The following is a 26,975-nucleotide window of genomic DNA, read 5'->3' on the forward strand; positions in this document are numbered from 1 at the left end:
CAGATGAAAGTTTCACCAATTATTAGACAATCAATCTGGATTGCCTGGCTGCTGATCGTTCCGATCGGAATCTGGATAACTTATGAAGTCCACCCACCTTCAAGTGAGATATCAGTATGGGAAGTGCTGCCGTTCCTGATTTTGATGTCAGTAGTGGCAGCCATGCCAATGGTGGTTAACAATACGCCAATTTTCTTAATCCAGTGGGTCTCGCTCGCTGTTTTCCTTACATATGGAATTTTTGTTGAAATGATCTTGATGCAGATTTCAGTGCTGATCCTCTTAATGAGACTTCGGGTCCAAAAGTCTGATGCATATAGGTTTCCCCTGAACTCGTTAATGTTCTTTATTGTGTCATTATTAAGCGGCTTAATGTTTTATACCCTTGGAGGGTCCCATGGCGACCATTTGACGAAAGATCCATACAATCTGTTCCTTGGTACTGTATATGGAATCAGTAATTATGGAGTCAATACAATTTTCCTTGTATTATTGCAAGCGTTCGTCTTAAAACTGAAGGGTCCTTATTTCGGGAAAGATTTTATATGGGAAACTGTAACAACCCTCATCACATTCCCGATAGGTTTTGTGCTTTATGAGCTATATAGAGAGATGGGCCTGATGTCGCTATTGTTTGTCGGGATCCCGTTTGCAAGCTTATCTATCATTCTCAGTCTCTATTATTCCAGCGATAAGGTGAACCAGTTTTTGCAGAGTGCCGCAGAAATAGGGCACGAGCTGGCTGAAAGGCTGAAAGCTGACGAGGTACTTGATCTATTTGTCCAGAAGCTGATTGAGATGCTCCCGGTTGATTATGCATACATACTCGATGTTGTAGACGGCAAAGAATTGAAATTGATTCATAAGATTGAATTTGGGGAAGTCCTCGAACCGGTTGCCAACCCTTTAAGAAAAGGTGAGGGAATCAGCGGGCTTGTATGGGCAGAGAAAAAGCCCGTCCTCTTCAATTCAAAAAACGAGTGGAAGCAAATTAATTCAGGCTATGTCCCGCATAGCGCGGAAAGCATTCTTAGCGTTCCGATCGTTCGCAACAACCAAGTTGTCGGCGTACTCGTGCTGGCTGCAAACAAAAAAAGAGCATTTGAAAAATCGCAGCTGATGATTGTCGATATCCTTTGCTCACACTTTGCGATCGCAGTTGAAAACGCCCGACACCATGAGAAAACGAAAGAGAATAGCGAACGGTGCGCGCTAACGGGTCTTTATAATTATCGCTACTTCGAAAATTTGCTGACTTCCGAATTCGAAAAGCTGCAGTTCGGCCAAAGAGACCTGCTATCACTGATCCTGCTGGATATCGACCATTTCAAGTCCGTCAATGATACTTACGGCCATCAAAGCGGAAATGAGATTCTAATAGAGCTCGCTCAACGCCTGAATGAAAGAATCGGAGATATCGGAACGGTGGCCCGCTACGGAGGGGAAGAATTCGTCATCCTTCTGCCAGACATGATGAAAGGCGATGCCTTTAAACTAGCAGAGCAGATCCGGCTGCTTATTGCCAACAAGCCGTTCACCCTCCTGCAATCAATGGATGAAGAAGGAAAGCAGCTGCTAGTCAACATCACCGCATCAATCGGCGTAGCAACCGCACCCCACGACGCCGATGATTCATTGGCATTGATCAGGCACGCAGACCGTGCACTTTATGTAGGTGCAAAGCGATCCGGACGGAACAGGGTTGCAGAATATGTAAAATAAACGAAATACCACTTTTAAAAGGTGGTATTTTTTCTTATCAATTATCTTTTGATTATTGTTTATTGCTGCAGATTCATAGTGTCATATACTGTCGTTTGCTAGTATAATAGGAAGAAAGTATGAGTCTTTGACGAATAGAAAGGAGCGGCCAATCGATGCATACACGACTAAATCAACAAGGTTATCATTTGCTTGAGATTACTCTTGGAGTCGCGCTGCTGTCTATCGTACTCCTAACATTCGCGGGATTTTTCCTACAGGCAAAGATTTTTAATTCAGATAATGAAGAAAGAAGTTCTGCTGCACAGCTAAGCCAGGAAATTTTACATATAGTGAAAAAGTCGCCTTATAGTACAGATTTAACAATTAAGGATTGGAATCTATTATATGGTGCTGATTTCTCATCCAGTGAACGATTTTACATTGAAGTTGGAGAAAAAAGGTATTATCCTGATGTCAAAATCATGCATGCTGACTCATTCAATGATAATCTGCCGGATGATTTGAATTTAGTAGTTGTTTCAATACAAGAAAAAGAAGCTGAGTCATATAAAACTGTGTACGAAACATTTGGCTACAAGGAGTGAACCCTGGATGAAGAGGAATGGTTTTACCCTTGTTGAATTATTAGCAGCTCTGGCATTGACAGGAATTATCATTGTCCTTGTATTCTCTGTTTTGCAAACAGGTATTAAACAGGGAGAAAGTAGTAAAAAAGATGCGTTCCTTCAGCAGGAAGCACAACTAATTGCCAACACAATCCGGAATAAACACCTGAAAGAATCTGCTTATCAACTTGAAATAAAAGCGGATGAAGTGTTAATTGATGGAAAGGCCATTTCCAAGAGTTATATCTATAAGGCGGAAATAGTCTATGAAAACCATATATATGTAGGAGAACGATTACAAATCGATACTAAATTGCCTCTAGAGTTAACATTGATGATAAAAAAAGGAGAACACGCCTTTACGTTGAGAACTCTATTTGCAAGGGGAATTTCTGATGAGGAAAAATGAACAGGGATCAGTGCTGCTAGTGGTGTTGTTAATGATGACGGTATTTTCCATCATCGGAATTACCATTGTTGGTATGGCTGCTAATAACTCAAAACAGATAGCCCATACTGGAAGTGGAATAAAAGCTACAAATCTTGCGGAGATGGGTGTGACCCATATGAAGCGGGAGGCAGCTAAATTAATTGCAAAAAATAAAATAGCTTCATTATCAGATACCGAAAAAGCGCTTCGATATAAACTGCCGCTAATAAACGCTTTCAAAGTAAAAAAGAATAAATCCTACCCACTATACAAAATTGAAGATGTAGAAATAACTTCTTCCACCCTACAGGGGCAAGAGGATATAAAGATTACCTTTACTTCAATTGGATTAGCAGAAGACCAACAAGAAAGTAGGATATCCGCCGAGTTGAATATTTCAAGGGGAGAACTTGACGGAAGGTTTCCTGACCCAGACAACGAAATGGTAGTAAAGGATGTTGATTCGATTAATTACAGAGGGCCTTTTAATACCCCTCTGTTGTTTACCTCTCATGTGGAAATACCTTCAAACCATGATCCGGTTTTTATAAAGGACACCTATTTTATGAAGGGATTCACAGCGAATTCTAACACAGAATTGAAATTTGAAAGCAATCTTTTTTTAAAAGGAGATTCGTTTATTGATAGTAATAGCGAAGTTATCGTTTACGGAGACACTTATATCGAAAACATTGATGTAAAACAGAATAAACAAGAGAACGGAAACCAGGGGCTTCTTTGTATAGAAGGCACTTTAAAGATTTATGGGAAAGTGGAAGGGACGGTTACTACCACCTCCCAAAGTTGTGGAGCAATTGCATCGGCCAAACATTATGGTGGAATTTACGCTAAGAAAGTTATTTATTATCCTAAGGAGACCCAAACACCTGAATGGGATGTTAATAGAATGCTCCTTGATGCATCGTATCAGTAACCATAAATGAGGTGTGGAAATGATAGAGGTTTTCTTCTTAATGTTAGCAGCTGTAATTGTCTTCCCGCTCATCATTTTTCTTCCACTGGGATTAACTAAAAGAGGAAAATGGTATGCAGCTATTGGCGCGCTATTAATAGGGGTTCTTGGCGTAGGTGCAGGTGAATTGCTAGTTTACTGGCAAGCAATTTTGCTGATGTTACTTTTCTCTATCTTAATAGGGTTCTTAGCTGAAAAACAGAGTGGGATATACGGGAATGCTGAAGCGATCAACAATCATGAAAATGTTACCGGAGCTCCTGCACTTGTTGAAGTAATATCACAATCGGTTAACACAGATTCTTTCCATAAGAATGACAAAGAACATACAATTGATCTGCCGGACCCGCGTAAAATCCAACCGAAGATAGAGGAAGATATCGACTTTATAGAACGTCAGCAAGAAGTTGAGATAGAAGATACCCCTGTTACTCTACAAGGATATCTAAATGATATTGAGAAGATGCTGGATTTTCAGCAAAAATCAACCGATGAAGAACATGAATTGTGAGAGTATATTGAAGCCAAATAATAGGGAGGTTATGACGATGGACAAGGTGAAAAGTTTCAAGTTTACAGGTATTATGACCATTGCCGCTCTCTTTATATTTGGTTTCTCCCAGTTTTCTACAGTTGTTTATAGCTCATTCATCGAAAAGGATACATATGATGAACAAACATCAATCGGGAGAATTAGCCTTTCAGAGAAATCGATTGAACAGGCAGATTCATTGCTCGAAGAACAAATTAAGAATTGGCAAGAAAGTGCATCATATGAACTGACATACAAAGGGAACAGCCAAAAGTTGGATCCCAACAGTTTTATATTCTTAGTACATGATTCTGTTGAATCAGCAATGAATGGTAAGGAAAATCCTTTGCTTGTTGAAGTGAATCAAAAGAAAATAGAAGATACATTATACCTGGTGGCTCCTATATTAGGCATACATGCCCTTGATATGGCTGGGTTGCTAAACAGGTTATCCTCAGCAGCATCCGAACTTGAACCGTCTCTTAGCATAAAGTTAGAAGACTTTTTGCCAAAAGAAGATCCTGTGGTCGTTGCCACAGCCACAAGAGAGTTATCTGAAGAGTTTTCTGACATAGAAACATTTGTACAAGAACTTCCTCAAATACCAGTCGATCCGCTTACTAACGTTTCTTTAAAACAGATAGTAGAAGAAAAGGGTTTGAATCATTTGTCATCCCAGCAGCTAGGCATTGTTACATCAGGTATCTTTGAGGTATTGATGTCAACTAATTTCACAATAACCGAAAGAAACACCGGCCGGGAACTGCCGAGAAATATAAACCTTGGACTTGAAGCGAAAGTTGATTTTACCAACGATATAGATTTTTCATTTTACAATCCAAACGAGAATCGATACGAAATAAAATTATCAATAAATGAGAGTCAATTAGAAATCTCTATATTGGGAGTACCCTTTTCCTCAGATTACCGGCTAATTCTTGCAGAAAAACAAGAGTTTAAACCAAGAACGATCAAGCGGTACACCCCACTTCTTGAGCCAAACCAAAAGTCGGTTGAAGAAGAAGGGAAACCAGGATTATTGATTAAAGTTTATCGCGAGTCTATTTCATCTTCAGGTGAGTTGATCAAATCGGAATTGATATCTGAAGATTTCTATCAGCCAATTCATCGAGTAGAAGTCCACGGGATTGATCCAAATGCCCAAATGGGACAACAGGAAGAGACCGATTCGGAATCACTGCCCAACGCAGATTTGAATAACGGTACTACGAGTGAAAACCAAATAGATAACACAGATGTCAAGTTGCCTGCAGTAGAAGAAGAAAACCAGCAAAAAAATTCTGATGAAATGACAGGCGACAGCGAGGACAGGCTATGGGGGAAACCAAATGAAGAGCCAAAATAAACAGGAGGCGAACAGATGAAACAAACTCGTAGAAGACTGGGAGACTTATTGATTGAATCTGGATTGCTGACTGCAGATCAGCTCAAGGCCACCCTTCAGGAAAAACCGGCTGAACAAAAGCTGGGAGATGCTTTGCTCCACAGAGGTTATATAACAGAGCAGCAATTAATTGAAGTGCTGGAGTTCCAGCTTGGAATTCCACATATAAGTCTATACAGGTATCCATTTGATACAAGCTTATTCACGCTTATTCCAAAGGAAACGGCTAAGCGGAATTTAGTGATTCCGTTAAAAAAGGAAGGCGATAAACTCTATGTAGCTATGTCTGATCCAATGGATTTCTACACAATTGATGATTTGCGCCTGTCAACTGGTTTCCAAATTGAGACTGCAATTGCGACAAAGGACGATATCATCCGTGCAATCAATAAATACTATGACATCGATGAAGGATTCGAAGAGTTAATCGGGCAAGAATATGCACTTGAAACGGTAAAAGAAGAAAAGATTACGGAAGCCGATTCCCCAATCGTCAGGCTGGTAAATCAATTGCTATCAAATGCAGGGACGAGCAAGGCGAGCGACATACACATCGATCCCCAGGAAACAAAAGTAGTGATTCGCTATAGGATTGACGGCATGCTGCGGGTAGAAAGATTTTTGCCTAAACATATGCAGAACGTACTGACAGCCAGGATTAAGATTATGGCCAATTTGGATATTACCGAAAATCGGGTGCCTCAGGACGGACGGTTCAAAGTGAATTTAGATTTCCATCCTGTCGATTTGAGGGTTTCGACAATGCCTACTGTCTATGGTGAAAAAATAGTTCTGCGTTTGCTTGATATGGGCAGCACGTTGAACGATATTAACAAACTTGGCTTCAACACCCTTAATTTAAATAGATTCAACAACATGATTACCAGACCAAATGGGATTGTTTTGATTACAGGGCCAACCGGTTCAGGTAAGTCGTCCACCCTATACGCTGCTTTAAATAAATTGAACAGCGATGAGGTCAATATTATAACGATTGAGGATCCAGTGGAATATCAAATTGAAGGAATCAATCAGATTCAGGTCAATTCGAATGTCGGGATGACATTTGCCGCCGGTTTAAGATCGATTCTCCGTCAGGACCCCAATATTATTATGGTCGGTGAAATAAGGGATAAGGAAACGGCCGAGGTAGCTGTCAGGGCTTCACTTACTGGCCATCTTGTTTTAAGTACCTTGCATACAAATGATGCTCTGACCTCGGTATCAAGACTGATTGATATGGGGGTTGAACCATTCCTTGTTGCTTCTTCTTTAAGCGGAGTAGTATCTCAGCGTCTAGTCCGTAAGGTATGCCGTGATTGTGCCGAATCGTACGCTCCAACTAAACGCGAATTAGATATTTTTTCAAAAAGGGGAATTGAAATTGCTGAAGTATGGAGAGGAAGAGGATGTGCATCCTGCAATATGACGGGTTATCGGGGCAGAATAGCAATCCATGAAGTATTAGCGATGAATGAAGAATTGCGTAGAGCAATCATGAATGAAGAGCCTGTCACAAAACTGCGTGAAATTGCTGTGAAAAATAAAACTATTTTCCTGATAGATGATGGCTTGTTAAAGGTGAAACAGGGAATGACCAGCACTGAGGAAGTACTGCGGGTAGCGATTACAGAATAGTGGGGAGAAATTATGAAAGAGAAAATAGATCATCTGCTGCAAGCAGGGTTTGAGCTAAGAGCCTCTGATATTCATATTACCGTCGGTGTGCCTCCGATTATGCGAATTAACGGAGATTTGAGAAAGTACGGTAAGGAATCTATTTTGCCTGAGGAAACCGAGGGCATGGCGAGGGCTATTATTCCAGAAAAAATGTGGCCCCGTTTTAAAGAACAAGGAGAACTGGACTTTTCCTATGGTCTTCCAGGGATCTCAAGATTCAGAGTAAATACCTATCATCAAAGAGGCTGTGTATCGATGGCGATTCGGATTGTCCCGACGAGAATCCCGACAATTGAAGAACTCAACCTCCCTGAAGTTTTGAAAAAAATCGCTGAGAAGCCGCAAGGTCTGGTGCTGGTGACGGGACCAACAGGAAGCGGAAAGTCTACTACTCTTGCAGCAATGATTCAATACATGAATGAAACGATGAAAAAGCACGTTATTACCCTCGAAGATCCAATAGAATATTTGCACAAGCATGGTAGTTCGATCATCGACCAGCGTGAAGTCGGATTCGACACGAACAACTTCGCAAACGGGCTGAGGGCAGCACTCCGTCAAGACCCTGATGTAATACTTGTAGGAGAAATGCGTGATTTGGAAACAATCCAAACGGCGATTACGGCAGCGGAAACAGGTCATCTTGTTTTTGGTACTTTGCATACATCCAGTGCGCCAGCTACGATCAATCGAATAATTGACGTTTTCCCTCCTGCACAGCAGGCGCAGATTCGGATCCAGCTTGCATCCGTACTAGTTTCAGTGGTTTCACAGCGATTATTCCCAACTTTAGAAAAGCAAGGGCGGATCGGGGCAACAGAAATCCTCATTAATAATTCAGCCGTATCCAACCTGATCCGTAATGAAAAGATCCATCAAATTATCAGTATCATGCAAACTTCGAGATCCTATGGAATGCACACACTTGAGATGGATATAAAGGATCTTGTCCAGAAAGGCATTATTTCAAAGGAATCTGCAGAACCATATCTACAGGAAAAAATGGTGTAACCAATGGCTAGATTCAAATATACCGGCAGAGACCGGACAAGAAAGCGTTCAGGCACCATTTCAGCAACATCCAAAAGGGAAGCCCTGGAGAAGCTGCGTGAAGAAGGAATCAGGACCACTGAAATCATTGAGGTAAAGGAATCGTTGTTAACGAAGGAAATAACCATCGGGAATCCCGTTAAACTGCAGCATCTTGTCATATACTTAAGACAATTTGCCACCCTATTGAAAGCTGGCGTATCGGTGGTTGACTCAACCAAAATTCTTGCAGCCCAAACAGAAAGCAAAGCACTTAAAAAAGCATTGCTTGATATCGAGCAGGAACTGCGCGAAGGGAATCCACTTTCACAAGCGGCAGCAAAGCATAATAAGATTTTCTCGCCAATGTATATCAATATGATTAAAGCCGGAGAAGCCGGCGGTAATATGGATGAAACATTGGAAAGGCTAGCAGAGCACTTTGAAAAACAGCATAACACCAGGAAAAAAATTGTCGCTGCACTAAGTTATCCAGCAGTAATCGGAACACTAGCAATAATAGTAGTCATTTTCCTGCTGGTTGCTGTCGTACCTACTTTTGTCGAGATGTTTGCAGATTTTGGCGGTGAACTCCCAGGAATCACAATATTCGTCCTGAATGCCAGTGACTTCATGCAATCGTTTTGGTGGCTCTTAGTAATATTAGCAATTAGTTTTTCGTCCTTAATCATAGTATTGAAGAAAAACAGCCAGACAAAATATTATCTTGATTACGCACTTTTACGAATTCCGATTTTCGGAAAGTTGCTGCAAAAAGGGGTAATTGCCAGAATGACGAGGACTTTAAGTTCCTTATTTGCAAGCTCTGTTCCAATTTTGCAAGCATTATCAATTGTCGAAAAGGTTGTCGGAAATGAAGTAATGGCAAGGGTCATAAAAGAGTCAAGAGATTCATTAGAAAAAGGGCAGTCACTCACCGGCCCGATGAGGCAGCACTGGGCATTTCCTCCCCTAGTTACCCAAATGATCGCCATTGGAGAGGAAACAGGATCACTAGATGCCATGCTCAGCAAAGTGGCAGACTTCTATGAAAAAGAAGTAGAGCACAGCACCGATCAGCTTAAATCATTGATTGAGCCAATAATGATCATCCTGCTGGCAGGGCTTGTAGGAACAATTGTTACTGCGATTATGATTCCGATGTTTGAAATCTTCAATCACGTAAATTAATGGTGACATAAGGTAACAAAATACACTATATTTCTTTCTATTTTTTCTATCAATCAGTTATACTATTGATAGATACATACAACGAAAGTCATGGGAAAGATAGCCTATTTAGGAGGAGAAGAAAATGTTAAAAACTTTGAAGAAGAGATTGAAGAATGAAAGAGGTTTGACTTTAGTAGAATTATTGGCTGTTATTGTGATTTTGGGGATTATTTCTGCGATTGCTGTGCCTAGCATCGGAGGATTAGTAGAAAAGTCAAAAAAAGATGCAGCTATAGCAGATGCTTTACAAATAATTAGTGCTGCTAAACTAGCAAATGCTGCAGAGATTGTTGGACCATGGGAATATGATGATTTAGGAAAATATATTAGCAAAGCGAAGGATACAAGTTTTACTGTAAGGTTTAACAGTGACAATGGTAAATATACAATTGAAGGACATGAAGAAGCTGTTGCAGCTATTGGGGGGGATGCTACAACTGGAGTTACAGAACAGGAGTTAGTAAATAAAAAAGTAGCACCTGTAAAAGATGAATCCGGCGATGACCCAAACAATTAAATACCAATACTCCAAGGGGCGATAACCCTTGATACACATTCTATTGTTTTTATACGGCACAGTCCTAGGCTCCTTCTACAACGTAGTAGCCCTGAGAGTCCCAGAAGGAAAATCAATTGTAGCACCGCGCTCGTCTTGTCCGAAATGCGGCCATCAATTGACAGCCTGGGAACTGATCCCGGTACTATCATATTTTTTGCAGAGGGGGAAATGCCGCCAGTGCAAGGCGCGCATTTCGCCCGTTTATCCTTTTTTTGAGTTTTTGACCGGTATTCTATTTGGGATTGCGCCTCTGATAATTGGCTGGAATAGTGAGCTAGTGATTGCGTTAACTCTCATATCGCTGTTTGTCATCATCACAGTTTCTGACATGGCATACATGATCATTCCCGACAAGGTGCTGGTTGTCTTTACAGGCATATTTCTTATTGAACGGAGCTTTATTCCTCTTTCGCCGTGGTGGGATTCCCTCGCTGGTGCTGCGGTGGGCTTTATTCTCCTCTTATTGATCGCCATTGTCAGCAAGGGTGGCATGGGCGGAGGTGACATCAAGCTTTTTGCAGTGATTGGCTTTGTGCTAGGAGTTAAACTGCTGCTGCTTTCCTTCTTTTTATCCACAATGTTCGGAGCGGTTTTTGGTGTCCTTGGCCTTCTTTTCGGTTTCATAAAACGGAAACAAGCAATTCCATTCGGACCTTTTATTGCTACTGGAACTCTTATTGCATATTTCTATGGCGAATATATATTCGAAGCGTATATTAATCTATTAACATCAGGATTTTGATTGAAGGAGTTTTAATCATGGCCTTATCCATCTTTTCCCGACGAAACAGGACAATCAATCTTGTAATAAATGACCACTCTATTCGATATGTTGAAATGAAACAAAGAGACTCTCTAGCCGTATCTGGAATGGGTGAACGATTCCTTCCGGCCGGCATTATTTCTGATGGTAAAATTCAGGATTTCGAAACACTGGCATTCATCCTGGATGAATGTATTGATGAATGGAAAATAAAAAATAGAGAAGTCCGTTTCTTAGTTCCGGATTCGCTAGTGATCATTCGTAAAGTTAATATTCCTGGGGATGTTAAAGATGATGAGATTCATGGATACTTGTATCTTGAGTTGGGCTCAAGCATACATTTGCCATTTGATGAGCCCGTTTTTGATACTGTTTCACTAGGAGTTGAAAACAACAAACGGGAGGTTCTTCTATTCGCTGCTCCAGAGCAATATGTCTCCGAATATACGAATCTCTTGAAGGATGCAAGATTAAAACCGATAGCGGCAGATATATCTCCGCTCGCAGCCTATAGATTCTATCATACTCTAGGTTTAGCGGGAGAAAATGAAAAGCTGATGACAATCCAATTTGACTTAGGCTTGGTAAGTATGTGCATATTCGAGGGAACGATACCGATCTTCATGAGGCATATTCCAGTAGAATTGCAATCTGATTGGGAAGTAAAGCTGGGCCTTACAGGAGCACACGAACTTACCTACATAGGTGAAGCGAATGAACTTATGTTTCAGTTTGAAGATATTTATAAAGAAATCAATAAATTGCAGGATTTTTATCGATATTCTTTAACCCATGGCAAAAACTCCATTACAAAAATCTTATTAAATGGAGACCATCCTATGATGTCAAGAATCACCGGAGAAATGAGAGAACGCTTTGAAGTCCAGGTAGTGATTTTGGAAGAAACACTACCCGGAGCTGGGTGCGAAATTCCACAAGCATTTTATTTGGCATTGGGACTTGGATTGAAAGAGGTGTGACTATGCTTGTAGAGATTAACCTGCTTCCCAAAAAAGAACCTAAGACATCCGCTCTATTTGCTATCACACTTTTTTTGCTGTTTCTCTTCGCTATTGGTGCCAGCTTAGTTTTTTGGCAGGCACGAATCAATGAAGCATCATTGCAAGAACTGGATCGGGAAATTGAAGCTGTACAAAAACTGAATACGGCCCTGCAAAGTAAGATTACTGAAAAAGAGAATAGTGATTCATTTGCTGAACTGCAAAGTGCCGTCATTTGGGCTGAGGAATTCACGCCGGAAACGGTCAGATTGCTTAGAAGCCTTATTGCCTTGCTGCCAGAACAGGGATTCATCCAATTTTTTAACTATCAAGACAAGGGCACTGTCAAAGTCAGAATACAAGTCGAATCCTCAAGAGATGCTGCCTATTTCTTAAGTTCTCTCAAACAATCAGAATGGGTCAGAAACGCATCCGTCTTTTCCATTGAGGCAGTGAAAAAAGATGAAACGGCAAAAGACAAGGACATTGAAAGCGCGGCTGTCATGCCGGCGTATTTTGCTGAATTTGAAATTAGCTTTAATAAGGAATTCTTTACTCAGGGAAATGAAAGTTCAGGAGGGGATGAAACATGAACCTCCAATTTTCAAAAAGAGAGATGCTCATAATAATTTCTGAAATATCCTTAGCAGTCATATTGTATTTAGTCGTCTCATTTACCTACCTCAATCCCATGAAGGAAAGTGTCCTTCTGAAAGAGCAGCAGCTTGAAACTGAAAAACAACTTCAGGCGGCATACGAAAAAAGGATTTCATCTGTTCCATCAGGGGACATTAAGAGCGCTGTTGAACTTCAAAAAAGGATTCCAAATGAACCGTTTTCTGAGCAATTGATCCTGAATTTTGAAAAAGCAGAGGTTGTTTCCGACAGTACGATTACGTTTATGGAATTCGGAGAGAGTAACTCTGGAGGACTACAATATTCTGCTGAAGATTCAGAAGGAGAATCAGCCGAAACGGATTCATCGAATCAAAATGAAAATATATCTAAGACACAGGTCAAGATGCCTGACGGCTTGCAGAAAACATCGGTAACTCTTACAGTAGAGTCCAAGGATTATGAAGGGTTGGAGAAATTCATTCAAATCCTGGAGGAGTCAAAAAGAGAAATGGTCGTTGAATCAATTGAATTCGAGGGACGAGAGGGAATTTCTCCTGACCCTGACACTAAAGAAATTATTCTGTTCACGGTCACGGTTTCAGCCTTCTATTTCCCGGTTATGGATGACTCCAATGAATTCAGGACGCAGATTGAAACACCTGAACCTGCTAACAAACGAAATCCTTTCCCATCTGTCAGCAATGATTCCGAAAACTAGTAACACAAGATACATGAGGATGATTTATCTATTAAAAAAATTGACGAAAGCATTCTATAACAAGACGACAAAAGTCTTGTTATTTTTTTTTGCCTGTATGATAGGATGGAGCAAAACAGGAACGGGCTGGAGGAGGTACAAGCATTGGACAAGCACGGAAAGACGATCACTATCAAGATAAATGGCAAGGACCGTCCAATAAAAGAAGATAAATTGATTCACAAACAAGAAGATGCGGGGATCAAGATTAATCCTCTTGATAAGGATGAGGTTGAAAGCTGGGTTTTTCCAAATGATCGCGATGAAGCAATATATGAAACCGCAGCTGCCCAGGAACAGGTGGAGGAAAGCTTTGATTGGATTTTGCCTGATCCGGTTGAAGAAGAAGCTGTAAAGGAGTACAAAATTGCTCCGAAGCAAGCTAAAAAGCAAAAGAAAAAAGGTCTGGGCATTTCTGTTTGGAATACGAAGACTAAACGCAATAACCGCCTTTATACAACTATCTTTATAACTGTCTTTTTTGCTGTTTTGCTGGGAACGGCATTTGGAGTGACCATTCTTAAGTTTGTCAAAGAGGATTCTCAAACGATTAGGTCTGTAGTTTCCCCTCCTGCAGCTAAGCCTGTTGAGGAGAAACCTGCAGCTGTTAGCGAATCGCTGGAGTTACAGCCGATCTCCGTCTTTATTATCCAAAATGGCATCTGGGGGTCAGAAGAAGCAGCAAAGGAAGGGTTGAATTTGCTTGCAGGACAGGGCGTTACAGGTGAAATTTTTCCTGTAAATGGTAAGTTCGCCGTCTATTTAGGAACAGCTGACAGCATTGAGGCAGCGAAACAGCAGGCAAAAGCGCTCGAGGCAAAAGGCGTGAAGGTCTTTGCAAAGCCTTTTGAGATATCGGGTGGAACTGCTACAGGTCGGACTGCGGAGGAAGAGAAATTTTTACAGCAGGCGCCGGAAATCTACGCAATTCTCATTAGCGGAGCCGGGGCATCGCCAGAGGCTGTCAAAAAAGTCGAAGATTATCATGCGATGTTAAGCAAAATTGCTGATAAAAGTGTCACTGACAAGACGATCCTTAAAGCAAAGGCTAGCTTGGAAAGAGCAAGCGGAACATTCCTTGGTTACCAAAAATCAAAAGATGCAAACCAGCTTGCCGAGATGGAAGCCGGATTGCTATCATTCCTGGCTGCCTATCAATCGATCGGCAAGTAAAGGCCGCAATGACTGTTAACTGAATATTTTCCGGGAAATTGAACAAATTAACAGAGCCTTCGCCATATTGCGGCAGGCTCTGATTTTTTTTGCCAGTTTAACGACTAAAGATTGTTTGATATGTTGAAGTTTGTTACGATTAGCTTGTATCTCCCTTAGATGCAAAAAAGAAAAGAAAGGTGATTATATGCAACGCCTCATTTTAGCCTCATCTTCTCCACGGCGAAAAGAACTTCTTGAAAACCTCCGCTTAAACTTCGAAATCTCGAGCAGTGATGCTGACGAAAGTTTCAGTGAGTCATTGAGCCCTTCAGAAGCAGTTATGGAGCTTGCTTCAAGAAAGTCAGGGACAGTGTCTGCTAATTTCCCGGAATGTTTTGTGATCGGCTCGGATACCGTCGTTGTCCATGAAGGAATGATCCTCGGGAAGCCTGAAAGCGGGCAGGAAGCCTTTGAGATGCTCCGAAAGCTGTCTGGGAACACTCATTCAGTTTACACAGGAGTATCGATTATCTCCCCTGAGAAGGAAATGCGTTTTTATGAAAAAACAGATGTGACGTTCTGGGAATTGTCAGATGAAGAAATTGACACCTATATAAAGAGCGGTGAACCATTCGATAAGGCGGGCGGCTACGGAATCCAGGGGTTTGGCAGCATGCTTGTCAGGGAAATCAGTGGTGACTATTACACAGTTGTTGGGCTGCCTGTATCAAGATTGGTCAGGGAATTAAGAAAAATCGGTTACATCCTTCCTTATTAAAAGATTGCCACAGAAACTTCTTCGACATTTTCCTCGTCATAATCAATTGACTGGGAGGAAGTTCAATTGTCAACGACTTCATTAATGATCAGAGATTATCCGCAAAACGAACGGCCGAGAGAGCGGTTTGTACAGAACGGTCCCCAGAGCCTCTCGAATCATGAATTGCTTGCCCTATTATTAGGGACAGGTTCAAGAGAGGAATCAGTCCTTCAGCTGGCAAACAGGATGCTTTCCCAGTTTGAAGGCCTTCGTCTGTTAAAAGATGCTACCCTTGAAGAACTTACGCAAATAAAAGGGATTGGAACAGCAAAAGCGATCCATGTCCTGGCGGCTGTTGAAATCGGCAGACGCATTGCCAACCACACGCTTGATGAACGCTATGTGATCCGCTCCCCAGAGGACGGCGCAAAATATTTAATGAACGATATGCGCTTCCTGACTCAGGAGCATTTTGTCTGCCTTTATTTAAATACGAAAAACCAGGTAATCCACAAGCAGACCATTTTCATCGGCAGCCTGAACGCTTCCATTGTCCACCCAAGGGAAGTATATAAGGAAGCTGTCCGCAGATCGGCTGCATCAGTCATTTGTGTCCACAACCATCCATCCGGCGACCCGACACCGAGCAGGGAGGATATTGAGGTCACGAAGCGTTTGTCGGAATCGGGGAAAATTGTCGGAATCGAATTGCTTGACCATTTGATAATTGGCGAAAATAAATATGTTAGTTTGAAGGAAAAAGGGTATGTATGATACTAGGATTTTGATTGACGTTGGGTTATAATATAATTTATGATTTTTGCGGATAAAGTTAATAATTTGTCAGAAAATCTGCTAATAAACAATCAACACACTTTGTAAATAGATTGCCTGTTCTTTTATTGCATTTTGTTGAGAGAGGGAGATACAAATATGTTCGGAATTGGAACCAGAGACCTAGGAATCGATTTAGGCACAGCAAATACACTCGTTTATGTAAAAGGAAGAGGAATTGTTTTAAGGGAGCCATCAGTAGTGGCCCTTCAGACAGATACAAAGAATATTGTCGCTGTTGGAAATGACGCGAAAAATATGATCGGCCGTACTCCTGGCAATGTCGTGGCCTTAAGGCCTATGAAGGATGGAGTCATTGCTGATTATGAAACGACAGCAACTATGATGAAGTACTACATCAAAATGGCGACTAAGAATAAAGGCCTGTTTGCAGGAAAGCCATACGTCATGGTATGTGTTCCATCAGGCATTACTGCGGTTGAAGAACGTGCCGTCATTGACGCGACTCGCCAGGCTGGGGCAAGAGATGCATTCACGATTGAGGAACCGTTTGCAGCGGCAATTGGCGCGAACCTTCCAGTATGGGAGCCTACGGGAAGCATGGTTGTCGATATTGGGGGCGGAACGACTGAAGTCGCAATCATCTCTCTTGGCGGGATTGTAACTTCACAATCTGTCCGCATCGCAGGTGATGAGATGGATGACGCAATCATTAATTACATCCGTAAAACTTATAACCTGATGATCGGTGAAAGAACAGCTGAGACCATCAAGATGGAAATCGGTTCTGCCGGAGATGCAGAAGGAATCGAAAACATGGAAATTCGCGGACGCGACCTGTTGACAGGGCTGCCTAAGACGATTGAAATCACCGCTGTCGAAATTGCCAAAGCATTGCACGACACGGTTTACGCCATTGTTGATGCTGTTAAGCTGACTCTCGAAAAAACACCACCGGAACTTGCATCCGATATCATGGACCGCGGAATTGTCCTTACTGGAGGAGGCGCATTACTGCGCAATTTGGACAAGGTGATCAGCGAAGAAACAAAGATGCCAGTACTTATCGCAGAAGATCCGCTTGATTGTGTCGCAATCGGTACAGGCAAAGCATTGGATCACATTGATTTATTCAAGAACAAAGCAAAAGAATCAAGATAGGAGAAGAAGGGAAGCGGGAGTAACTCCTACTTCCCTGCTCTTCTGTTTTTCATAATTTTTAGATTGAAGAGGTGTAAATCATGCCACAGTTCTTTTTTAATAAACGCCTGATAATGCTGCTTGTGAGCATTATAGTCCTCGTGGCATTGATAGGTTTTTCTTTAAGGGACAGGGAAGAATTGTCTTGGCCTGAGCAATTCATCAAGGATTCAACCAGTTGGGTGCAAACCCTTGTTTCAAGACCTGCCAATTATATTGCCGGTTATATTGAGAGCCTTCAAGACTTGCAAAATACATATCAGGAAAATAAAGAATTGAAGAAACGTGTTGACGATATGGCACGACTTGAAGCAAAGGTATATTCCCTTGAAAAAGAAAACGAGGAGCTTCAGGAGATTTTAGATAAAGAAGAGTCTCTTTCAGACTACGAACCGATCCAGGCAATCAGGATTGCCCGGAGTCCCGAAAGATGGAACGAGCTAATCATCATTAATAAAGGCAAGTCCCACGGTGTCGAAAAAAACATGGCTGTGATCACTGCGAGAGGATTGATCGGAAAGGTGAAGAGCACGACGCCATTTTCATCCACGGTGCAGCTCGTCAGCGCATTGGATCCAACCAATAGGATATCAGCCCTGCTTCAAGCTGAAACTGAGCTTCATGGCACGATCGACGGATATGATAAGGAAAAGGAATTGCTCCTGCTGAAGGGTCTTCCTTATGACGCAAAGGTAGAAAAAGGCCAGAATGTAGTGACTTCCGGCATGGGCGGAGTATTTCCCAAGAATCTTCCAATTGGAAAGGTTGTTAAGGTAGTCCCTGATGAGTTCGGCCTTAATCAAACCGCTTATATAAAACCAGAAGCAGATCTCTATGATCTTGAACACGTGATGGTCGTAAAGAAATCGATGCCTTCTATTAATTTTGAAGATAGTGCCGAAGATGGCGAAGGCGAGGAGGAAGGCAATTGATCCGATTCTTGCTGCCAGCCATGTTCGCTTTTCTGTTCATCCTGGAAAGTTTATTTGTCGAGCTTCTCCCGGCTGAGTTATTCAATAGTGACCGAATACTTGCGCCACATTTCCTAATGGTCGGAATTCTGTTTTTGACGGCTTATTTAAGCCCGAAGCACGGGATCATGTACGGTTTTATTTTCGGTCTTCTTTTTGATGTTGTTTACACAGAAATCATCGGGATCTATCTTTTCATGTTCCCGTTCATCGCCTACCTTTTCACATACATGATAAGAGTGCTGCAAACCAATGTACTCATCGTGTCACTCTTATCGCTGATTGGGGTAGCCCTTTTGGAAACAGGTGTTTACCAGATGATGCACTTGATAAAAATTACTGACCTGGATTTTAATGCCTATGTTAAAATAAGACTAGTCCCAACATTGATATTGAATTTAGCTTTCATCGTAATTGCTGCCTATCCTTTCAAAAGGCAGTTTGAAAATGCTGCCGACCGGCTGCGCAACGATTAAGAAAATTCTTTAGCCCCGCCTATTCAAATAAAGGATATTGACGGATAGTTGTCGAATTTCTTTTACCATTGAGGTGAACATCCGTATGAAAAAAACACAAAATGTGACAATTAAAGGGACCAAGGATGGATTGACCCTCCATTTGGATGATACTTGCTCCTATGATGAACTGAAAAAAGAGCTCGATCGAAAGCTTTCCAATTCTTCACGTGTCCAGGAGGAGCAGCAATTGTTCTCGGTAAAGGTGAAGGTAGGAAATAGGTACCTGACCGAAAAGCAGGAGGAAGAGCTGAAAGACCTGATCCGCCAAAAAAGAAACTTAATCGTTGAGGACCTTGAAACAAATGTGATTACGAAAGCGGAAGCTGAACGGCTAAGGAAAGAAACGGAAATTGTTCCTGTAGCCAGGGTAATACGTTCCGGCCAGGTTCTTGAAATAGTAGGCGATTTGCTGCTTATAGGAGACGTCAATCCTGGAGGCACAGTTAAAGCGACAGGTAATATTTTTATCATGGGTGCCCTGAAAGGAATAGCCCATGCTGGCTCAGACGGCAATGAAGATGCAGTCATAGCCGCGTCAGTCATGAAGCCTTCGCAACTACGGATCAGCGACTGTATCAATCGCGCTCCTGATCAGGTGCCGGATGAAGAAAACCGTGTAATGGAATGTGCTTACATATCAGACACACAACAGATTGTTGTTGATAGATTGCAAGTTTTAATGAGAAAAAGACCTAATTTAACTAGATTCGAAGGAGGCCTCTAAAGTGGGAGAAGCGATAGTAGTTACATCCGGAAAAGGCGGAGTTGGCAAAACGACAACTTCTGCTAATATTGGTACAGCTTTGGCACTTCAAGGCAAAAGAGTCTGTCTTGTCGATACAGATATCGGCTTGCGCAATTTAGACGTTGTCATGGGGCTTGAAAACCGTATTATATATGATCTTGTCGATGTGATTGAAGGAAGATGCAAAATCCATCAGGCACTTGTAAAAGATAAACGCTTCGATGACCACCTTTACTTGCTTCCAGCCGCACAGACCAGCGATAAAACGGCGGTCCAGCCGGAACAAATGAAAAAATTGATCAACGAACTGAAGCAAGACTATGATTATATCGTAATTGACTGCCCGGCAGGTATTGAGCAGGGCTATAAAAATGCTGTTGCCGGTGCCGACAAGGCGATCGTAGTGACAACACCTGAAGTATCCGCCGTCAGGGATGCTGACAGGATTATCGGCTTGCTCGAAAAAGAAGAGAATGTCGAAGCGCCAAAACTAGTCATCAACCGTATCCGCAGCCATATGATGAAAAATGGCGATATGCTGGATGTCGATGAAATCACGACACATCTTTCTATCGATTTGATCGGTATTGTTGCCGACGACGACGAAGTCATCAAAGCTTCAAACCACGGCGAACCTATCGCTTTGAACCCAAACAGCAAAGCATCAATCGCATACCGCAACATCGCCCGGAGGATTCTTGGCGAATCTGTTCCATTGCAGCAGCTTGATAGCGACAATAAAGGCGTATTCTCAAAGATCAAGAAATTTTTCGGGGTCCGTTAATAAAATTCAGGCTCTGCTAAAACACAATGTTGTTATTAAACCCTGTTGATTGGAGTGGAAGGCGCGCAGACTCCTGCGGGATCAGCTGGACAGGTGAGATCCCGCAGGAGCTTGCGACGAGGAGGCTCACCGCCAGCCCCGCGGCAAGCGAAGCGCCTGGAACGGAAATCAACAGACTAATTTAACAGAACCAAAATTTAAAGGCACATGTTCCTGATGTATTCCTGCATCCTTGGACATGTGCCTTTTTGTTTTCACTCAGTCTTTTCTTTCTAGTCATACTCTCATTGGACAGGTCATACACTTGTACTAACTTAGAGTACAAGGGGATTGGTGGGGATTGGATGAGCTCGAGAACTGATGATGTCCGCAAGAGGATGATGAAGAGGAAAAAAGAGCGGGAAAGAATGGAGAAAATGAACCATAGCCGTTTATTTTCTACGGATGAAGAACGGCATGGCTTCGACAGGATTCCATCGTATGATATTGGTCCGGATGAAGGCGGCCATCCTTTATTCAAAAAAGAAGTGTTCTTATTCAAGGTGCTGGCATCCGCATGTCTGGTATTGATTGTGGCAATTATTTTCCGGAGTCCTTCCGAAAAAGCAGAAACCATTCAAAATTATGTAAAGCACACCATGGATCAGGAATTCCAGTTTGCTGCGGTTTCCGACTGGTATGAAGACCAATTTGGCAAACCTCTGGCGTTGCTGCCGGCAAAAAATGATGGTGAGGAAGACAAGCAGGATTTGTCAGAGGATAGCGAATATGCACTGCCTGCTTCTGGAAGAATTCTCGAGGATTTTGGCGACAATGGTCAAAGGATCATGATTGAAACAGGAAAAGGAGCCGATGTTGAGTCGATGAATGAAGGCCTTGTCCATTTCGTCGGAATGAAGGATGGTTTTGGCAAGACGGTCATTATCCAGCATGGCGATAAAAGTGAAACATGGTACGGGAATCTCGAAAATATTGACGTAAACCTTTATGAATATATCTCAAAGGGCACAAAGGTAGGAACAGCGATGGACAGTACGGATGGTACAAAGGGCTCCTTTTATTTCGCGATAAAAAAAGGGGATGATTTCATTGATCCCGTCCAGGTGATCAAATTTGAATAAAGCCATTGAATTATTGCGAAAAATACAGATACATCCATTATTGTGGATGGTCATAGCCCTTGCTGTCGCAACCGCGCATTTTATAGAGCTGATGATGGTGCTGCTGATTATTTTTGTTCATGAAATGGGACATGGTGCTGCAGCCTCTTTTTTTTCGTGGAGAATCAAGAAAATAGCCCTGCTGCCTTTTGGCGGGGTTGCAGAAATGGATGAGCATGGGAACAGGCCGTTAAAAGAAGAGCTGATTGTGGTCCTGGCAGGACCGCTTCAGCATATATGGCTGATCGCGGTCGCCTATCTATTATTCCTTACTGGTGTCATACCTGAAAAATGGCATGCACTGTTCGTTGACTATAATCTGATGGTGTTATTATTCAATTTAATGCCAATATGGCCGCTTGATGGCGGCAAACTGGTATTCATCCTGTTTTCAATGAGCTTTTCCTTTCAGGAGGCACATGTGAAGACTCTATATACATCTTTAGTGGCACTGACCATCTTTTCAATCATTCTCATGATTATTGCGCCTTTGACTCTGAATGTCTGGGTGATCATTGGCTTTCTGGCATTTTCACTTTATTATGAATGGAAACAAAGACGATTCATCTTCATGCGTTTTTTGATGGAAAGGCATTACGGTAAACAGGCGGACTTCAGGCAGTTGAAGCCAATCAATGTGGCAGAAAACGAAATGGTCGGGCGAGTCCTTGAAAAATTCCAGCGCGGCTGCAAGCATCCAATCATCGTCAAGAAGCTGAATGGCAAAGAAACGGTGATGGACGAGAATGAATTGCTCCATGCTTTTTTCAGTGAAAAACTGATGTCGGCGAAAATTGCAGATTTGCTTTACACCTATTGAAATAGGATAATTAATGTAGTGGGAAGCCTTTTCCCGCTGCATTTTTTTATACAGGGAGAAACTATGGACCAGTTAATCATAAACACTATTTCTAGAGAAAAACGCTTTGCCTTCGTCAAGAATGGCACTGTGGAAAAAATATATATTGAACAGCCCGACCAGCAATCGCTTGTCGGCAATATTTATCTTGGAATCGTCGAACGGGTGATTCCAGGAATGAACGCTGCTTTTGTGAATTTTGGCGAAGAAATGAGCGGCTTCCTGTCACGGGACAAACTGCCTGCATATGTATTGTCTGAGGATAGCACTAAGGCCAACCGTTCCATATCATCCTTCCTTCATCAAGGTGAGAAGCTGTTTGTCCAGGTTGAAAAGGACGCAGCCGGGACGAAAGGGGCACGGCTTACAGGTATTATTGAGATACAGGGGGAACATCTTGTCTACATGCCGAATGGCAAATATGTAGCAGTATCCAAAAAAGCGGAAACTCCGGAAATCAGGGACAGCTGGAAAGAATTCGCTAAACAGCTTAAAACGGCAGAAGAAGGCTTGATCTTCAGGACCGAGAGCCTGAAACAGAGCGAGGAGGTCATTGCGCGGGAACTGCAGCAGCATCGGGCTCAGTATACTGGAATGCTTAATGCCGCTGGAGGAATGAAAAAACCGGGTATAGTCTACAGCCGGGATTATTTTTATGAACAGGCGGCAGCTGCTCTAGCACTTCTTGAAAAAGGAGAGGTCATTGTCGACAGCCTTGATTTAAAGAAGAAAATCGCTTTGCTTGTCGAAGAGGGAAATACAATCAGTTTCTACAATGGCAAGGAAAATATCTTTTCATTTTATAAAATTGAGCAGGAGATCGAGCGGCTTCTAAAGAGAATCGTCTGGCTTGATAAGGGAGCATACATGGTCATTGACAAGGCAGAGGCTTTGACTGTGATCGATGTGAACACAGGTAAGTTCTCAGGGAAGAATGACTTGCGTGATACCGTACTCAAGACAAATATGAATGCTGCAGTCGAGGCTGCGCGCCAAATGCGGCTCAGGGACATTGCTGGCATCATCTTGATTGACTTTATCGATATGCAGGAAAGCAAGGACCGGGACCTGGTACTGAATATCATGCGTAAGGAATTGGTCCAGGACAATCGCAGATCAAGGATTATTGGTTTTACCGAGCTTGGAATCCTCCAGCTGACGAGGAAGAAGACGAAACAGTCCCTATCCGAAACGCTGACAGAGAAATGCAGTACTTGCGGAGGATCAGGACAGGTAATCAGCTCTGAAACTATGGCATACAGGCTTGAGCGGGAGCTGTGGCAATACAGGAACTCTGATCACGAAGATATGCTCATTGCAGCGACCCCGGAAGTCATCGACCATTTTTCCGGAGAAAACGATATCCATAAATTGAGGCTTGAAAAGGCGCTCGGAATTAAGATACAATTCTCTTTGACACACAGGGATAAACCCTATTATGAAATACTTAAGGTCGGAGCTTCGACAGAGCGGTCATAATTTATGTATGGCACATCGATTATTATGTTGACACTTTCGCTCGGCATATGATAGTATTTTAATGTTATTGTTTGTAGCACCCGTGCTACAACCGCACACTTCAGGTATCTAAGCTTTGCAAATACGCAAACGCCTGCAGTCGGCGAGTCTGAGTCTAATGAGGAGGTGCAATGGAATGTACGCAATTATCGAAACTGGCGGCAAGCAAGTAAAGGTAGAAGAAGGACAAGCAATCTACATTGAAAAGCTAAACGCTGCTGAAGGCGAAACTGTAACTTTTGACAAGGTTCTTTTTGTAGGTGGCGATAACGTTAAAGTTGGAAGCCCAGTAGTTGAAGGCGCAACTGTAACTGCTAAAGTCGAAAAGAATGGCCGTCAAAAGAAAATCATCGTTTTCAAGTACAAAGCGAAAAAGAACAATCGTAAGAAGCAAGGTCATCGTCAGCCTTACACTAAAGTTGTTATCGAAAAGATCAACGCTTAATTAAGGCGGATTACCATGATTCGTGCAACGATTAATCGTACAAAATCCGGAAGCATCCGTTCGTTTACGATTAGCGGCCACGCGGGATTCGCTGCCCATGGCAGCGACATTGTCTGTGCAGGTGTTTCGACCATCTCGATTGGGACAGTCAATTCCATTATTGGATTGACCGGAGTCACCCCGGACATTGAACAGGGCGCAGATGGTTTTCTCCGCTGTGAAATCCCGGACAATTTGCCTGAGGATACACAGGAGAAAATTCAATTGCTCCTCGAAAGCATGGTCATTACATTGCAATCGATGGAAAAAGAGTACGGAAAGCACATAAAATTAACCTTCAAAAAGTAGGAGGTGGAACAAAATGTTAAGATTAGATCTTCAATTCTTCGCTTCTAAGAAGGGTGTAGGTTCAACTAAGAACGGACGTGACTCAATCTCTAAGCGTCTTGGCGCTAAGCGTGCAGATGGTCAATTCGTAACTGGTGGTTCTATCCTTTACCGTCAGCGCGGAACTAAAATCTACCCAGGTGTAAACGTGGGTAAAGGTGGAGATGACACTCTATTCGCTAAGGTTGACGGCGTCGTTAAATTCGAACGTCTTGGCCGTGACCGCAAGCAAGTAAGTGTTTATCCTGCAGCTCAAGAAGCGTAAGCTAAAGAGAAGCCCTAACCACTGCGGTTAGGGTTTTCTTGTTTTTTATTTGAATGAACATATACATAATTACTTACGTAGTATGGCTTTTTTGTTATACTTACACCAAGCAGTCTTATGAGTAGGAGTATGTCTATGAAAAAAGAGTGGGATACAATCGAGGTTTTGCGCCATGCACGCCATGATTGGATGAATCAGCTTCAATTAATTAAAGGCAATCTATCTCTGAATAAAGTGGATCGGGCAAAAGAAATTATTGAAGAAATTATCTTGGAAGCCAGGCAGGATGCAAAGCTATCTAATTTACAACTTCCTCAATTCGCCTCTACGTTGTTAACCTGCAATTGGGAGAACCATTTTTTTCAATTGGAATTTGAAGTAATGGACACCCAAAACTTCCACAGACTAGATGATCAGCTGCTGACAGGCTGGACTGAGCGCCTGTTTGAAGCCCTGGATGCGTCAATTGAACGTTATCAGGAAAATCACCTCTCAGTTACAATCGATCCACAGGATAAAGGTATTGGGTTCTTTTTTGATTTTAGCGGAATAATAAATGATAAAAATCGCTTGGAAAGCTTCTTGGCTGGCCAGCCGGATGGGAAGATTAAAGTTATCTCCGATGGCGTGGTCGATGGAGAATTGACGATTGAAGTTTTTATGGGTTCACTCTAGGGAATCATAAAAAATGCAGTTTGACTTCTAACAAAATAAGCGATTTATAATATTAGACAGGTGGTAATGACATAATGTTTGTCGATCAGGTAAAAATTTATGTAAAAGGCGGCGACGGCGGTGACGGAATGGTTGCTTTCCGCCGTGAAAAATATGTACCAAACGGCGGTCCGGCCGGAGGTGACGGAGGAAACGGCGCGAACGTAATCTTCCAGGTTGAAGAAGGACTCCGTACGTTAATGGATTTCAGATATCAGCGCCATTTCAAAGCACCACGCGGCGAGCACGGTATGTCGAAGAACCAGCATGGGAAAAATGCCAAGGATATGATTGTCAAGGTTCCCCCAGGTACGATTGTTACTGATGCAAAAACTGGAGCCGTGATTGCGGATTTAGTAGAACATGGGCAGCAGGCTGTCATTGCTAAAGGAGGACGCGGCGGACGCGGGAATTCCCGCTTTGCGACTCCAAATAACCCAGCTCCGGAGCTCTCTGAAAAAGGAGAACCAGGCCAGGAAAAAGACATCCTCATGGAATTGAAGCTTCTTGCAGATGTTGGTCTTGTCGGGTTTCCGAGCGTAGGAAAATCCACATTATTGTCTGTAGTGTCTGCAGCAAGGCCAAAGATTGCTGAATATCACTTTACAACCATTGTTCCGAATTTAGGAATGGTTGAGACGGAAGACGGCCGAAGCTTTGTGCTTGCAGATTTGCCGGGACTTATTGAAGGCGCGCATTCAGGCGTTGGACTAGGGCATCAGTTTTTGCGTCATATCGAGCGCACACGCGTCATCGTCCACGTTATTGATATGGCCGCCACTGAAGGCCGTGACCCTTATGATGACTATTTGACAATTAACAATGAATTGAAAGAATATAACTTAAGGCTGACTGAAAGGCCGCAAGTGATTGTTGCGAATAAAATGGACATGCCTGATGCTGAAGAGAATTTGAAAGCATTTAAAGAAAAGCTAGAGGGTGACCATCCGATTTTTCCAATCTCAGCTGTGACGAGAGATGGCCTTCGTGAATTAGTATTTGCAGTAGCTGATTTAGTTGAAAACACGCCGGAATTCCCGCTTATTGAAGAAGTGGAAGAAGAATCTGATGTGAACCGCGTCATGTACAAGCATGAAAAGGCAGAACAAGAATTCGAGATTTCACGTGAATCAGATGGCTCATTCGTCATTACAGGTGACAGCATTGAAAGGCTCTTTAAGATGACCGATTTCTCAAGGGAAGAGTCAATCAGAAGGTTCGCCCGCCAGATGCGCGGCATGGGCATTGACGATGCTCTGCGTGAGAGAGGCGCAAAGGACGGAGACACTGTCAAACTTCTCGAGTTTGAATTCGAATTTGTGGAATAGTCCATTGTTAAATACGCGGGTTGCCTTGTACAAGCTTGGAACTCGCTGGACTGCCTAAGGC

30 protein-coding genes and 1 other annotated feature are annotated in these 26,975 nt (G+C 42.5%); all 30 genes read left to right on the top strand.

Features of this window, described 5'->3' with window-relative positions; translation table 11 throughout:
* The first annotated feature begins 3 nt into the window (after positions 1 to 3).
* The 30 genes from M3204_RS05295 (at position 4) to obgE (ending at position 26,914) form a co-directional block, all read left to right on the top strand.
* Positions 4 to 1,722, top strand: coding sequence for a sensor domain-containing diguanylate cyclase (locus tag M3204_RS05295; protein ID WP_251479298.1), 1,719 nt, complete (start codon positions 4 to 6; stop codon positions 1,720 to 1,722).
* 155 nt (positions 1,723 to 1,877) lie between these two features.
* Positions 1,878 to 2,309: a type IV pilus modification PilV family protein gene (locus M3204_RS05300; RefSeq protein ID WP_251479300.1), complete on the top strand. Its 432-nt coding sequence runs from the start codon at positions 1,878 to 1,880 to the stop codon at positions 2,307 to 2,309.
* A 7-nt stretch (positions 2,310 to 2,316) separates the two neighbouring features.
* Entirely contained in the window at positions 2,317 to 2,739 is a 423-nt protein-coding gene (locus tag M3204_RS05305; RefSeq protein WP_251479302.1) for a prepilin-type N-terminal cleavage/methylation domain-containing protein, read from the top strand.
* Positions 2,726 to 3,694 (top strand): hypothetical protein, encoded by a 969-nt coding sequence (locus M3204_RS05310; RefSeq protein ID WP_251479304.1) that lies wholly within the window; start codon positions 2,726 to 2,728, stop codon positions 3,692 to 3,694. Before M3204_RS05305 ends, M3204_RS05310 begins: the two co-directional genes overlap by 14 nt.
* Before the next feature lie 19 nt (positions 3,695 to 3,713).
* Positions 3,714 to 4,244 carry a hypothetical protein gene (locus M3204_RS05315; RefSeq protein ID WP_251479305.1) on the top strand — a complete coding sequence of 177 codons (531 nt, stop codon included), beginning with the start codon at positions 3,714 to 3,716 and terminating at the stop codon, positions 4,242 to 4,244.
* A gap of 37 nt (positions 4,245 to 4,281) precedes the next feature.
* On the top strand, positions 4,282 to 5,631 hold the full coding sequence (locus M3204_RS05320) for a G5 domain-containing protein (RefSeq protein WP_251479308.1): 1,350 nt from the start codon (positions 4,282 to 4,284) through the stop codon (positions 5,629 to 5,631).
* Between the two features lie 15 nt (positions 5,632 to 5,646).
* The gene (locus M3204_RS05325) at positions 5,647 to 7,308 is read left to right on the top strand and encodes a GspE/PulE family protein (RefSeq protein ID WP_251479310.1); all 1,662 of its coding nucleotides are present in this window, start codon (positions 5,647 to 5,649) and stop codon (positions 7,306 to 7,308) included.
* Positions 7,309 to 7,320: 12 nt separating this feature from the next.
* Positions 7,321 to 8,361: a type IV pilus twitching motility protein PilT gene (locus M3204_RS05330; RefSeq protein ID WP_251479312.1), complete on the top strand. Its 1,041-nt coding sequence runs from the start codon at positions 7,321 to 7,323 to the stop codon at positions 8,359 to 8,361.
* Between the two features lie 3 nt (positions 8,362 to 8,364).
* A complete protein-coding gene (locus M3204_RS05335; protein WP_251479314.1) occupies positions 8,365 to 9,570 on the top strand; it encodes a type II secretion system F family protein in 1,206 nt (401 codons plus the stop codon).
* 124 nt (positions 9,571 to 9,694) lie between these two features.
* Positions 9,695 to 10,129 carry a type IV pilin protein gene (locus tag M3204_RS05340; protein WP_251479317.1) on the top strand — a complete coding sequence of 145 codons (435 nt, stop codon included), beginning with the start codon at positions 9,695 to 9,697 and terminating at the stop codon, positions 10,127 to 10,129.
* A 28-nt stretch (positions 10,130 to 10,157) separates the two neighbouring features.
* The gene (locus tag M3204_RS05345; RefSeq protein WP_251479319.1) at positions 10,158 to 10,913 is read left to right on the top strand and encodes a prepilin peptidase; all 756 of its coding nucleotides are present in this window, start codon (positions 10,158 to 10,160) and stop codon (positions 10,911 to 10,913) included.
* Between the two features lie 17 nt (positions 10,914 to 10,930).
* Positions 10,931 to 11,914: a type IV pilus biogenesis protein PilM gene (gene pilM, locus M3204_RS05350; RefSeq protein ID WP_251479322.1), complete on the top strand. Its 984-nt coding sequence runs from the start codon at positions 10,931 to 10,933 to the stop codon at positions 11,912 to 11,914.
* A 2-nt stretch (positions 11,915 to 11,916) separates the two neighbouring features.
* Positions 11,917 to 12,528, top strand: coding sequence for a PilN domain-containing protein (locus M3204_RS05355; RefSeq protein WP_251479324.1), 612 nt, complete (start codon positions 11,917 to 11,919; stop codon positions 12,526 to 12,528).
* Positions 12,525 to 13,271, top strand: a complete 747-nt coding sequence (locus tag M3204_RS05360; RefSeq protein WP_251479326.1) for a hypothetical protein — start codon at positions 12,525 to 12,527, stop codon at positions 13,269 to 13,271. The genes M3204_RS05355 and M3204_RS05360 overlap by 4 nt, the downstream gene beginning before the upstream one ends.
* Positions 13,272 to 13,415: 144 nt before the next feature.
* Positions 13,416 to 14,483, top strand: coding sequence for a VOC family protein (locus M3204_RS05365; RefSeq protein WP_251479328.1), 1,068 nt, complete (start codon positions 13,416 to 13,418; stop codon positions 14,481 to 14,483).
* 187 nt (positions 14,484 to 14,670) lie between these two features.
* Positions 14,671 to 15,243: a Maf family protein gene (locus M3204_RS05370; protein WP_251479330.1), complete on the top strand. Its 573-nt coding sequence runs from the start codon at positions 14,671 to 14,673 to the stop codon at positions 15,241 to 15,243.
* A 66-nt stretch (positions 15,244 to 15,309) separates the two neighbouring features.
* On the top strand, positions 15,310 to 15,999 hold the full coding sequence (gene radC / locus M3204_RS05375; protein WP_285856914.1) for a RadC family protein: 690 nt from the start codon (positions 15,310 to 15,312) through the stop codon (positions 15,997 to 15,999).
* Between the two features lie 159 nt (positions 16,000 to 16,158).
* Entirely contained in the window at positions 16,159 to 17,181 is a 1,023-nt protein-coding gene (locus M3204_RS05380) for a rod shape-determining protein (RefSeq protein WP_251479332.1), read from the top strand.
* 80 nt (positions 17,182 to 17,261) lie between these two features.
* Positions 17,262 to 18,152, top strand: coding sequence for a rod shape-determining protein MreC (gene mreC, locus M3204_RS05385; RefSeq protein ID WP_251479334.1), 891 nt, complete (start codon positions 17,262 to 17,264; stop codon positions 18,150 to 18,152).
* The gene (gene mreD / locus M3204_RS05390; protein ID WP_251479336.1) at positions 18,149 to 18,667 is read left to right on the top strand and encodes a rod shape-determining protein MreD; all 519 of its coding nucleotides are present in this window, start codon (positions 18,149 to 18,151) and stop codon (positions 18,665 to 18,667) included. The genes mreC and mreD overlap by 4 nt, the downstream gene beginning before the upstream one ends.
* Positions 18,668 to 18,752: 85 nt before the next feature.
* Positions 18,753 to 19,433, top strand: coding sequence for a septum site-determining protein MinC (gene minC, locus M3204_RS05395; RefSeq protein WP_285856915.1), 681 nt, complete (start codon positions 18,753 to 18,755; stop codon positions 19,431 to 19,433).
* Between the two features lies 1 nt (position 19,434).
* Positions 19,435 to 20,238, top strand: coding sequence for a septum site-determining protein MinD (minD, locus tag M3204_RS05400; RefSeq protein WP_251479337.1), 804 nt, complete (start codon positions 19,435 to 19,437; stop codon positions 20,236 to 20,238).
* A gap of 344 nt (positions 20,239 to 20,582) precedes the next feature.
* Positions 20,583 to 21,359, top strand: coding sequence for a M23 family metallopeptidase (locus tag M3204_RS05405; RefSeq protein ID WP_251479339.1), 777 nt, complete (start codon positions 20,583 to 20,585; stop codon positions 21,357 to 21,359).
* The gene (locus M3204_RS05410; RefSeq protein WP_251479342.1) at positions 21,352 to 22,218 is read left to right on the top strand and encodes a M50 family metallopeptidase; all 867 of its coding nucleotides are present in this window, start codon (positions 21,352 to 21,354) and stop codon (positions 22,216 to 22,218) included. Before M3204_RS05405 ends, M3204_RS05410 begins: the two co-directional genes overlap by 8 nt.
* A 63-nt stretch (positions 22,219 to 22,281) precedes the next feature.
* The gene (locus M3204_RS05415) at positions 22,282 to 23,736 is read left to right on the top strand and encodes an Rne/Rng family ribonuclease (protein WP_251479344.1); all 1,455 of its coding nucleotides are present in this window, start codon (positions 22,282 to 22,284) and stop codon (positions 23,734 to 23,736) included.
* A 79-nt stretch (positions 23,737 to 23,815) separates the two neighbouring features.
* Positions 23,816 to 23,896: a sequence feature (ribosomal protein L21 leader region), on the top strand.
* 15 nt (positions 23,897 to 23,911) lie between these two features.
* Entirely contained in the window at positions 23,912 to 24,220 is a 309-nt protein-coding gene (gene rplU / locus M3204_RS05420) for a 50S ribosomal protein L21 (RefSeq protein ID WP_023627147.1), read from the top strand.
* 15 nt (positions 24,221 to 24,235) lie between these two features.
* The gene (locus M3204_RS05425; RefSeq protein WP_251479346.1) at positions 24,236 to 24,568 is read left to right on the top strand and encodes a ribosomal-processing cysteine protease Prp; all 333 of its coding nucleotides are present in this window, start codon (positions 24,236 to 24,238) and stop codon (positions 24,566 to 24,568) included.
* 13 nt (positions 24,569 to 24,581) lie between these two features.
* Positions 24,582 to 24,872, top strand: coding sequence for a 50S ribosomal protein L27 (gene rpmA, locus M3204_RS05430; protein ID WP_023627149.1), 291 nt, complete (start codon positions 24,582 to 24,584; stop codon positions 24,870 to 24,872).
* Between the two features lie 135 nt (positions 24,873 to 25,007).
* Complete coding sequence (locus M3204_RS05435; RefSeq protein WP_251479348.1) at positions 25,008 to 25,547, top strand: Spo0B C-terminal domain-containing protein; 540 nt, start codon at positions 25,008 to 25,010, stop codon at positions 25,545 to 25,547.
* A 74-nt stretch (positions 25,548 to 25,621) separates the two neighbouring features.
* Positions 25,622 to 26,914, top strand: a complete 1,293-nt coding sequence (obgE, locus tag M3204_RS05440; protein ID WP_251479350.1) for a GTPase ObgE — start codon at positions 25,622 to 25,624, stop codon at positions 26,912 to 26,914.
* Positions 26,915 to 26,975 lie beyond the last annotated feature (61 nt).

The sequence above is a fragment of the Mesobacillus subterraneus genome (assembly GCF_023715485.1).
Lineage (GTDB): Bacteria > Bacillota > Bacilli > Bacillales > Cytobacillaceae > Mesobacillus > Mesobacillus subterraneus_B.

Excerpts from the sequence above, each read along its gene's own strand:
- rplU (WP_023627147.1), top strand. The coding sequence starts at position 23,912 with ATGTACGCAATTATCGAAACTGGCGGCAAGCAAGTAAAGGTAGAAGAA.
- M3204_RS05355 (WP_251479324.1), top strand. The coding sequence starts at position 11,917 with ATGCTTGTAGAGATTAACCTGCTTCCCAAAAAAGAACCTAAGACATCC.
- M3204_RS05370 (WP_251479330.1), top strand. The coding sequence starts at position 14,671 with ATGCAACGCCTCATTTTAGCCTCATCTTCTCCACGGCGAAAAGAACTT.
- mreC (WP_251479334.1), top strand. The coding sequence starts at position 17,262 with ATGCCACAGTTCTTTTTTAATAAACGCCTGATAATGCTGCTTGTGAGC.
- M3204_RS05305 (WP_251479302.1), top strand. The coding sequence starts at position 2,317 with ATGAAGAGGAATGGTTTTACCCTTGTTGAATTATTAGCAGCTCTGGCA.
- M3204_RS05435 (WP_251479348.1), top strand. The coding sequence starts at position 25,008 with ATGAAAAAAGAGTGGGATACAATCGAGGTTTTGCGCCATGCACGCCAT.
- M3204_RS05335 (WP_251479314.1), top strand. The coding sequence starts at position 8,365 with ATGGCTAGATTCAAATATACCGGCAGAGACCGGACAAGAAAGCGTTCA.
- rpmA (WP_023627149.1), top strand. The coding sequence starts at position 24,582 with ATGTTAAGATTAGATCTTCAATTCTTCGCTTCTAAGAAGGGTGTAGGT.
- M3204_RS05300 (WP_251479300.1), top strand. The coding sequence starts at position 1,878 with ATGCATACACGACTAAATCAACAAGGTTATCATTTGCTTGAGATTACT.
- M3204_RS05315 (WP_251479305.1), top strand. The coding sequence starts at position 3,714 with ATGATAGAGGTTTTCTTCTTAATGTTAGCAGCTGTAATTGTCTTCCCG.
- M3204_RS05340 (WP_251479317.1), top strand. The coding sequence starts at position 9,695 with ATGTTAAAAACTTTGAAGAAGAGATTGAAGAATGAAAGAGGTTTGACT.
- M3204_RS05295 (WP_251479298.1), top strand. The coding sequence starts at position 4 with ATGAAAGTTTCACCAATTATTAGACAATCAATCTGGATTGCCTGGCTG.
- M3204_RS05330 (WP_251479312.1), top strand. The coding sequence starts at position 7,321 with ATGAAAGAGAAAATAGATCATCTGCTGCAAGCAGGGTTTGAGCTAAGA.
- M3204_RS05405 (WP_251479339.1), top strand. The coding sequence starts at position 20,583 with ATGAGCTCGAGAACTGATGATGTCCGCAAGAGGATGATGAAGAGGAAA.
- M3204_RS05310 (WP_251479304.1), top strand. The coding sequence starts at position 2,726 with ATGAGGAAAAATGAACAGGGATCAGTGCTGCTAGTGGTGTTGTTAATG.
- M3204_RS05415 (WP_251479344.1), top strand. The coding sequence starts at position 22,282 with ATGGACCAGTTAATCATAAACACTATTTCTAGAGAAAAACGCTTTGCC.
- M3204_RS05325 (WP_251479310.1), top strand. The coding sequence starts at position 5,647 with ATGAAACAAACTCGTAGAAGACTGGGAGACTTATTGATTGAATCTGGA.
- M3204_RS05380 (WP_251479332.1), top strand. The coding sequence starts at position 16,159 with ATGTTCGGAATTGGAACCAGAGACCTAGGAATCGATTTAGGCACAGCA.
- obgE (WP_251479350.1), top strand. The coding sequence starts at position 25,622 with ATGTTTGTCGATCAGGTAAAAATTTATGTAAAAGGCGGCGACGGCGGT.
- M3204_RS05320 (WP_251479308.1), top strand. The coding sequence starts at position 4,282 with ATGGACAAGGTGAAAAGTTTCAAGTTTACAGGTATTATGACCATTGCC.
- minC (WP_285856915.1), top strand. The coding sequence starts at position 18,753 with ATGAAAAAAACACAAAATGTGACAATTAAAGGGACCAAGGATGGATTG.
- M3204_RS05360 (WP_251479326.1), top strand. The coding sequence starts at position 12,525 with ATGAACCTCCAATTTTCAAAAAGAGAGATGCTCATAATAATTTCTGAA.
- M3204_RS05425 (WP_251479346.1), top strand. The coding sequence starts at position 24,236 with ATGATTCGTGCAACGATTAATCGTACAAAATCCGGAAGCATCCGTTCG.
- pilM (WP_251479322.1), top strand. The coding sequence starts at position 10,931 with ATGGCCTTATCCATCTTTTCCCGACGAAACAGGACAATCAATCTTGTA.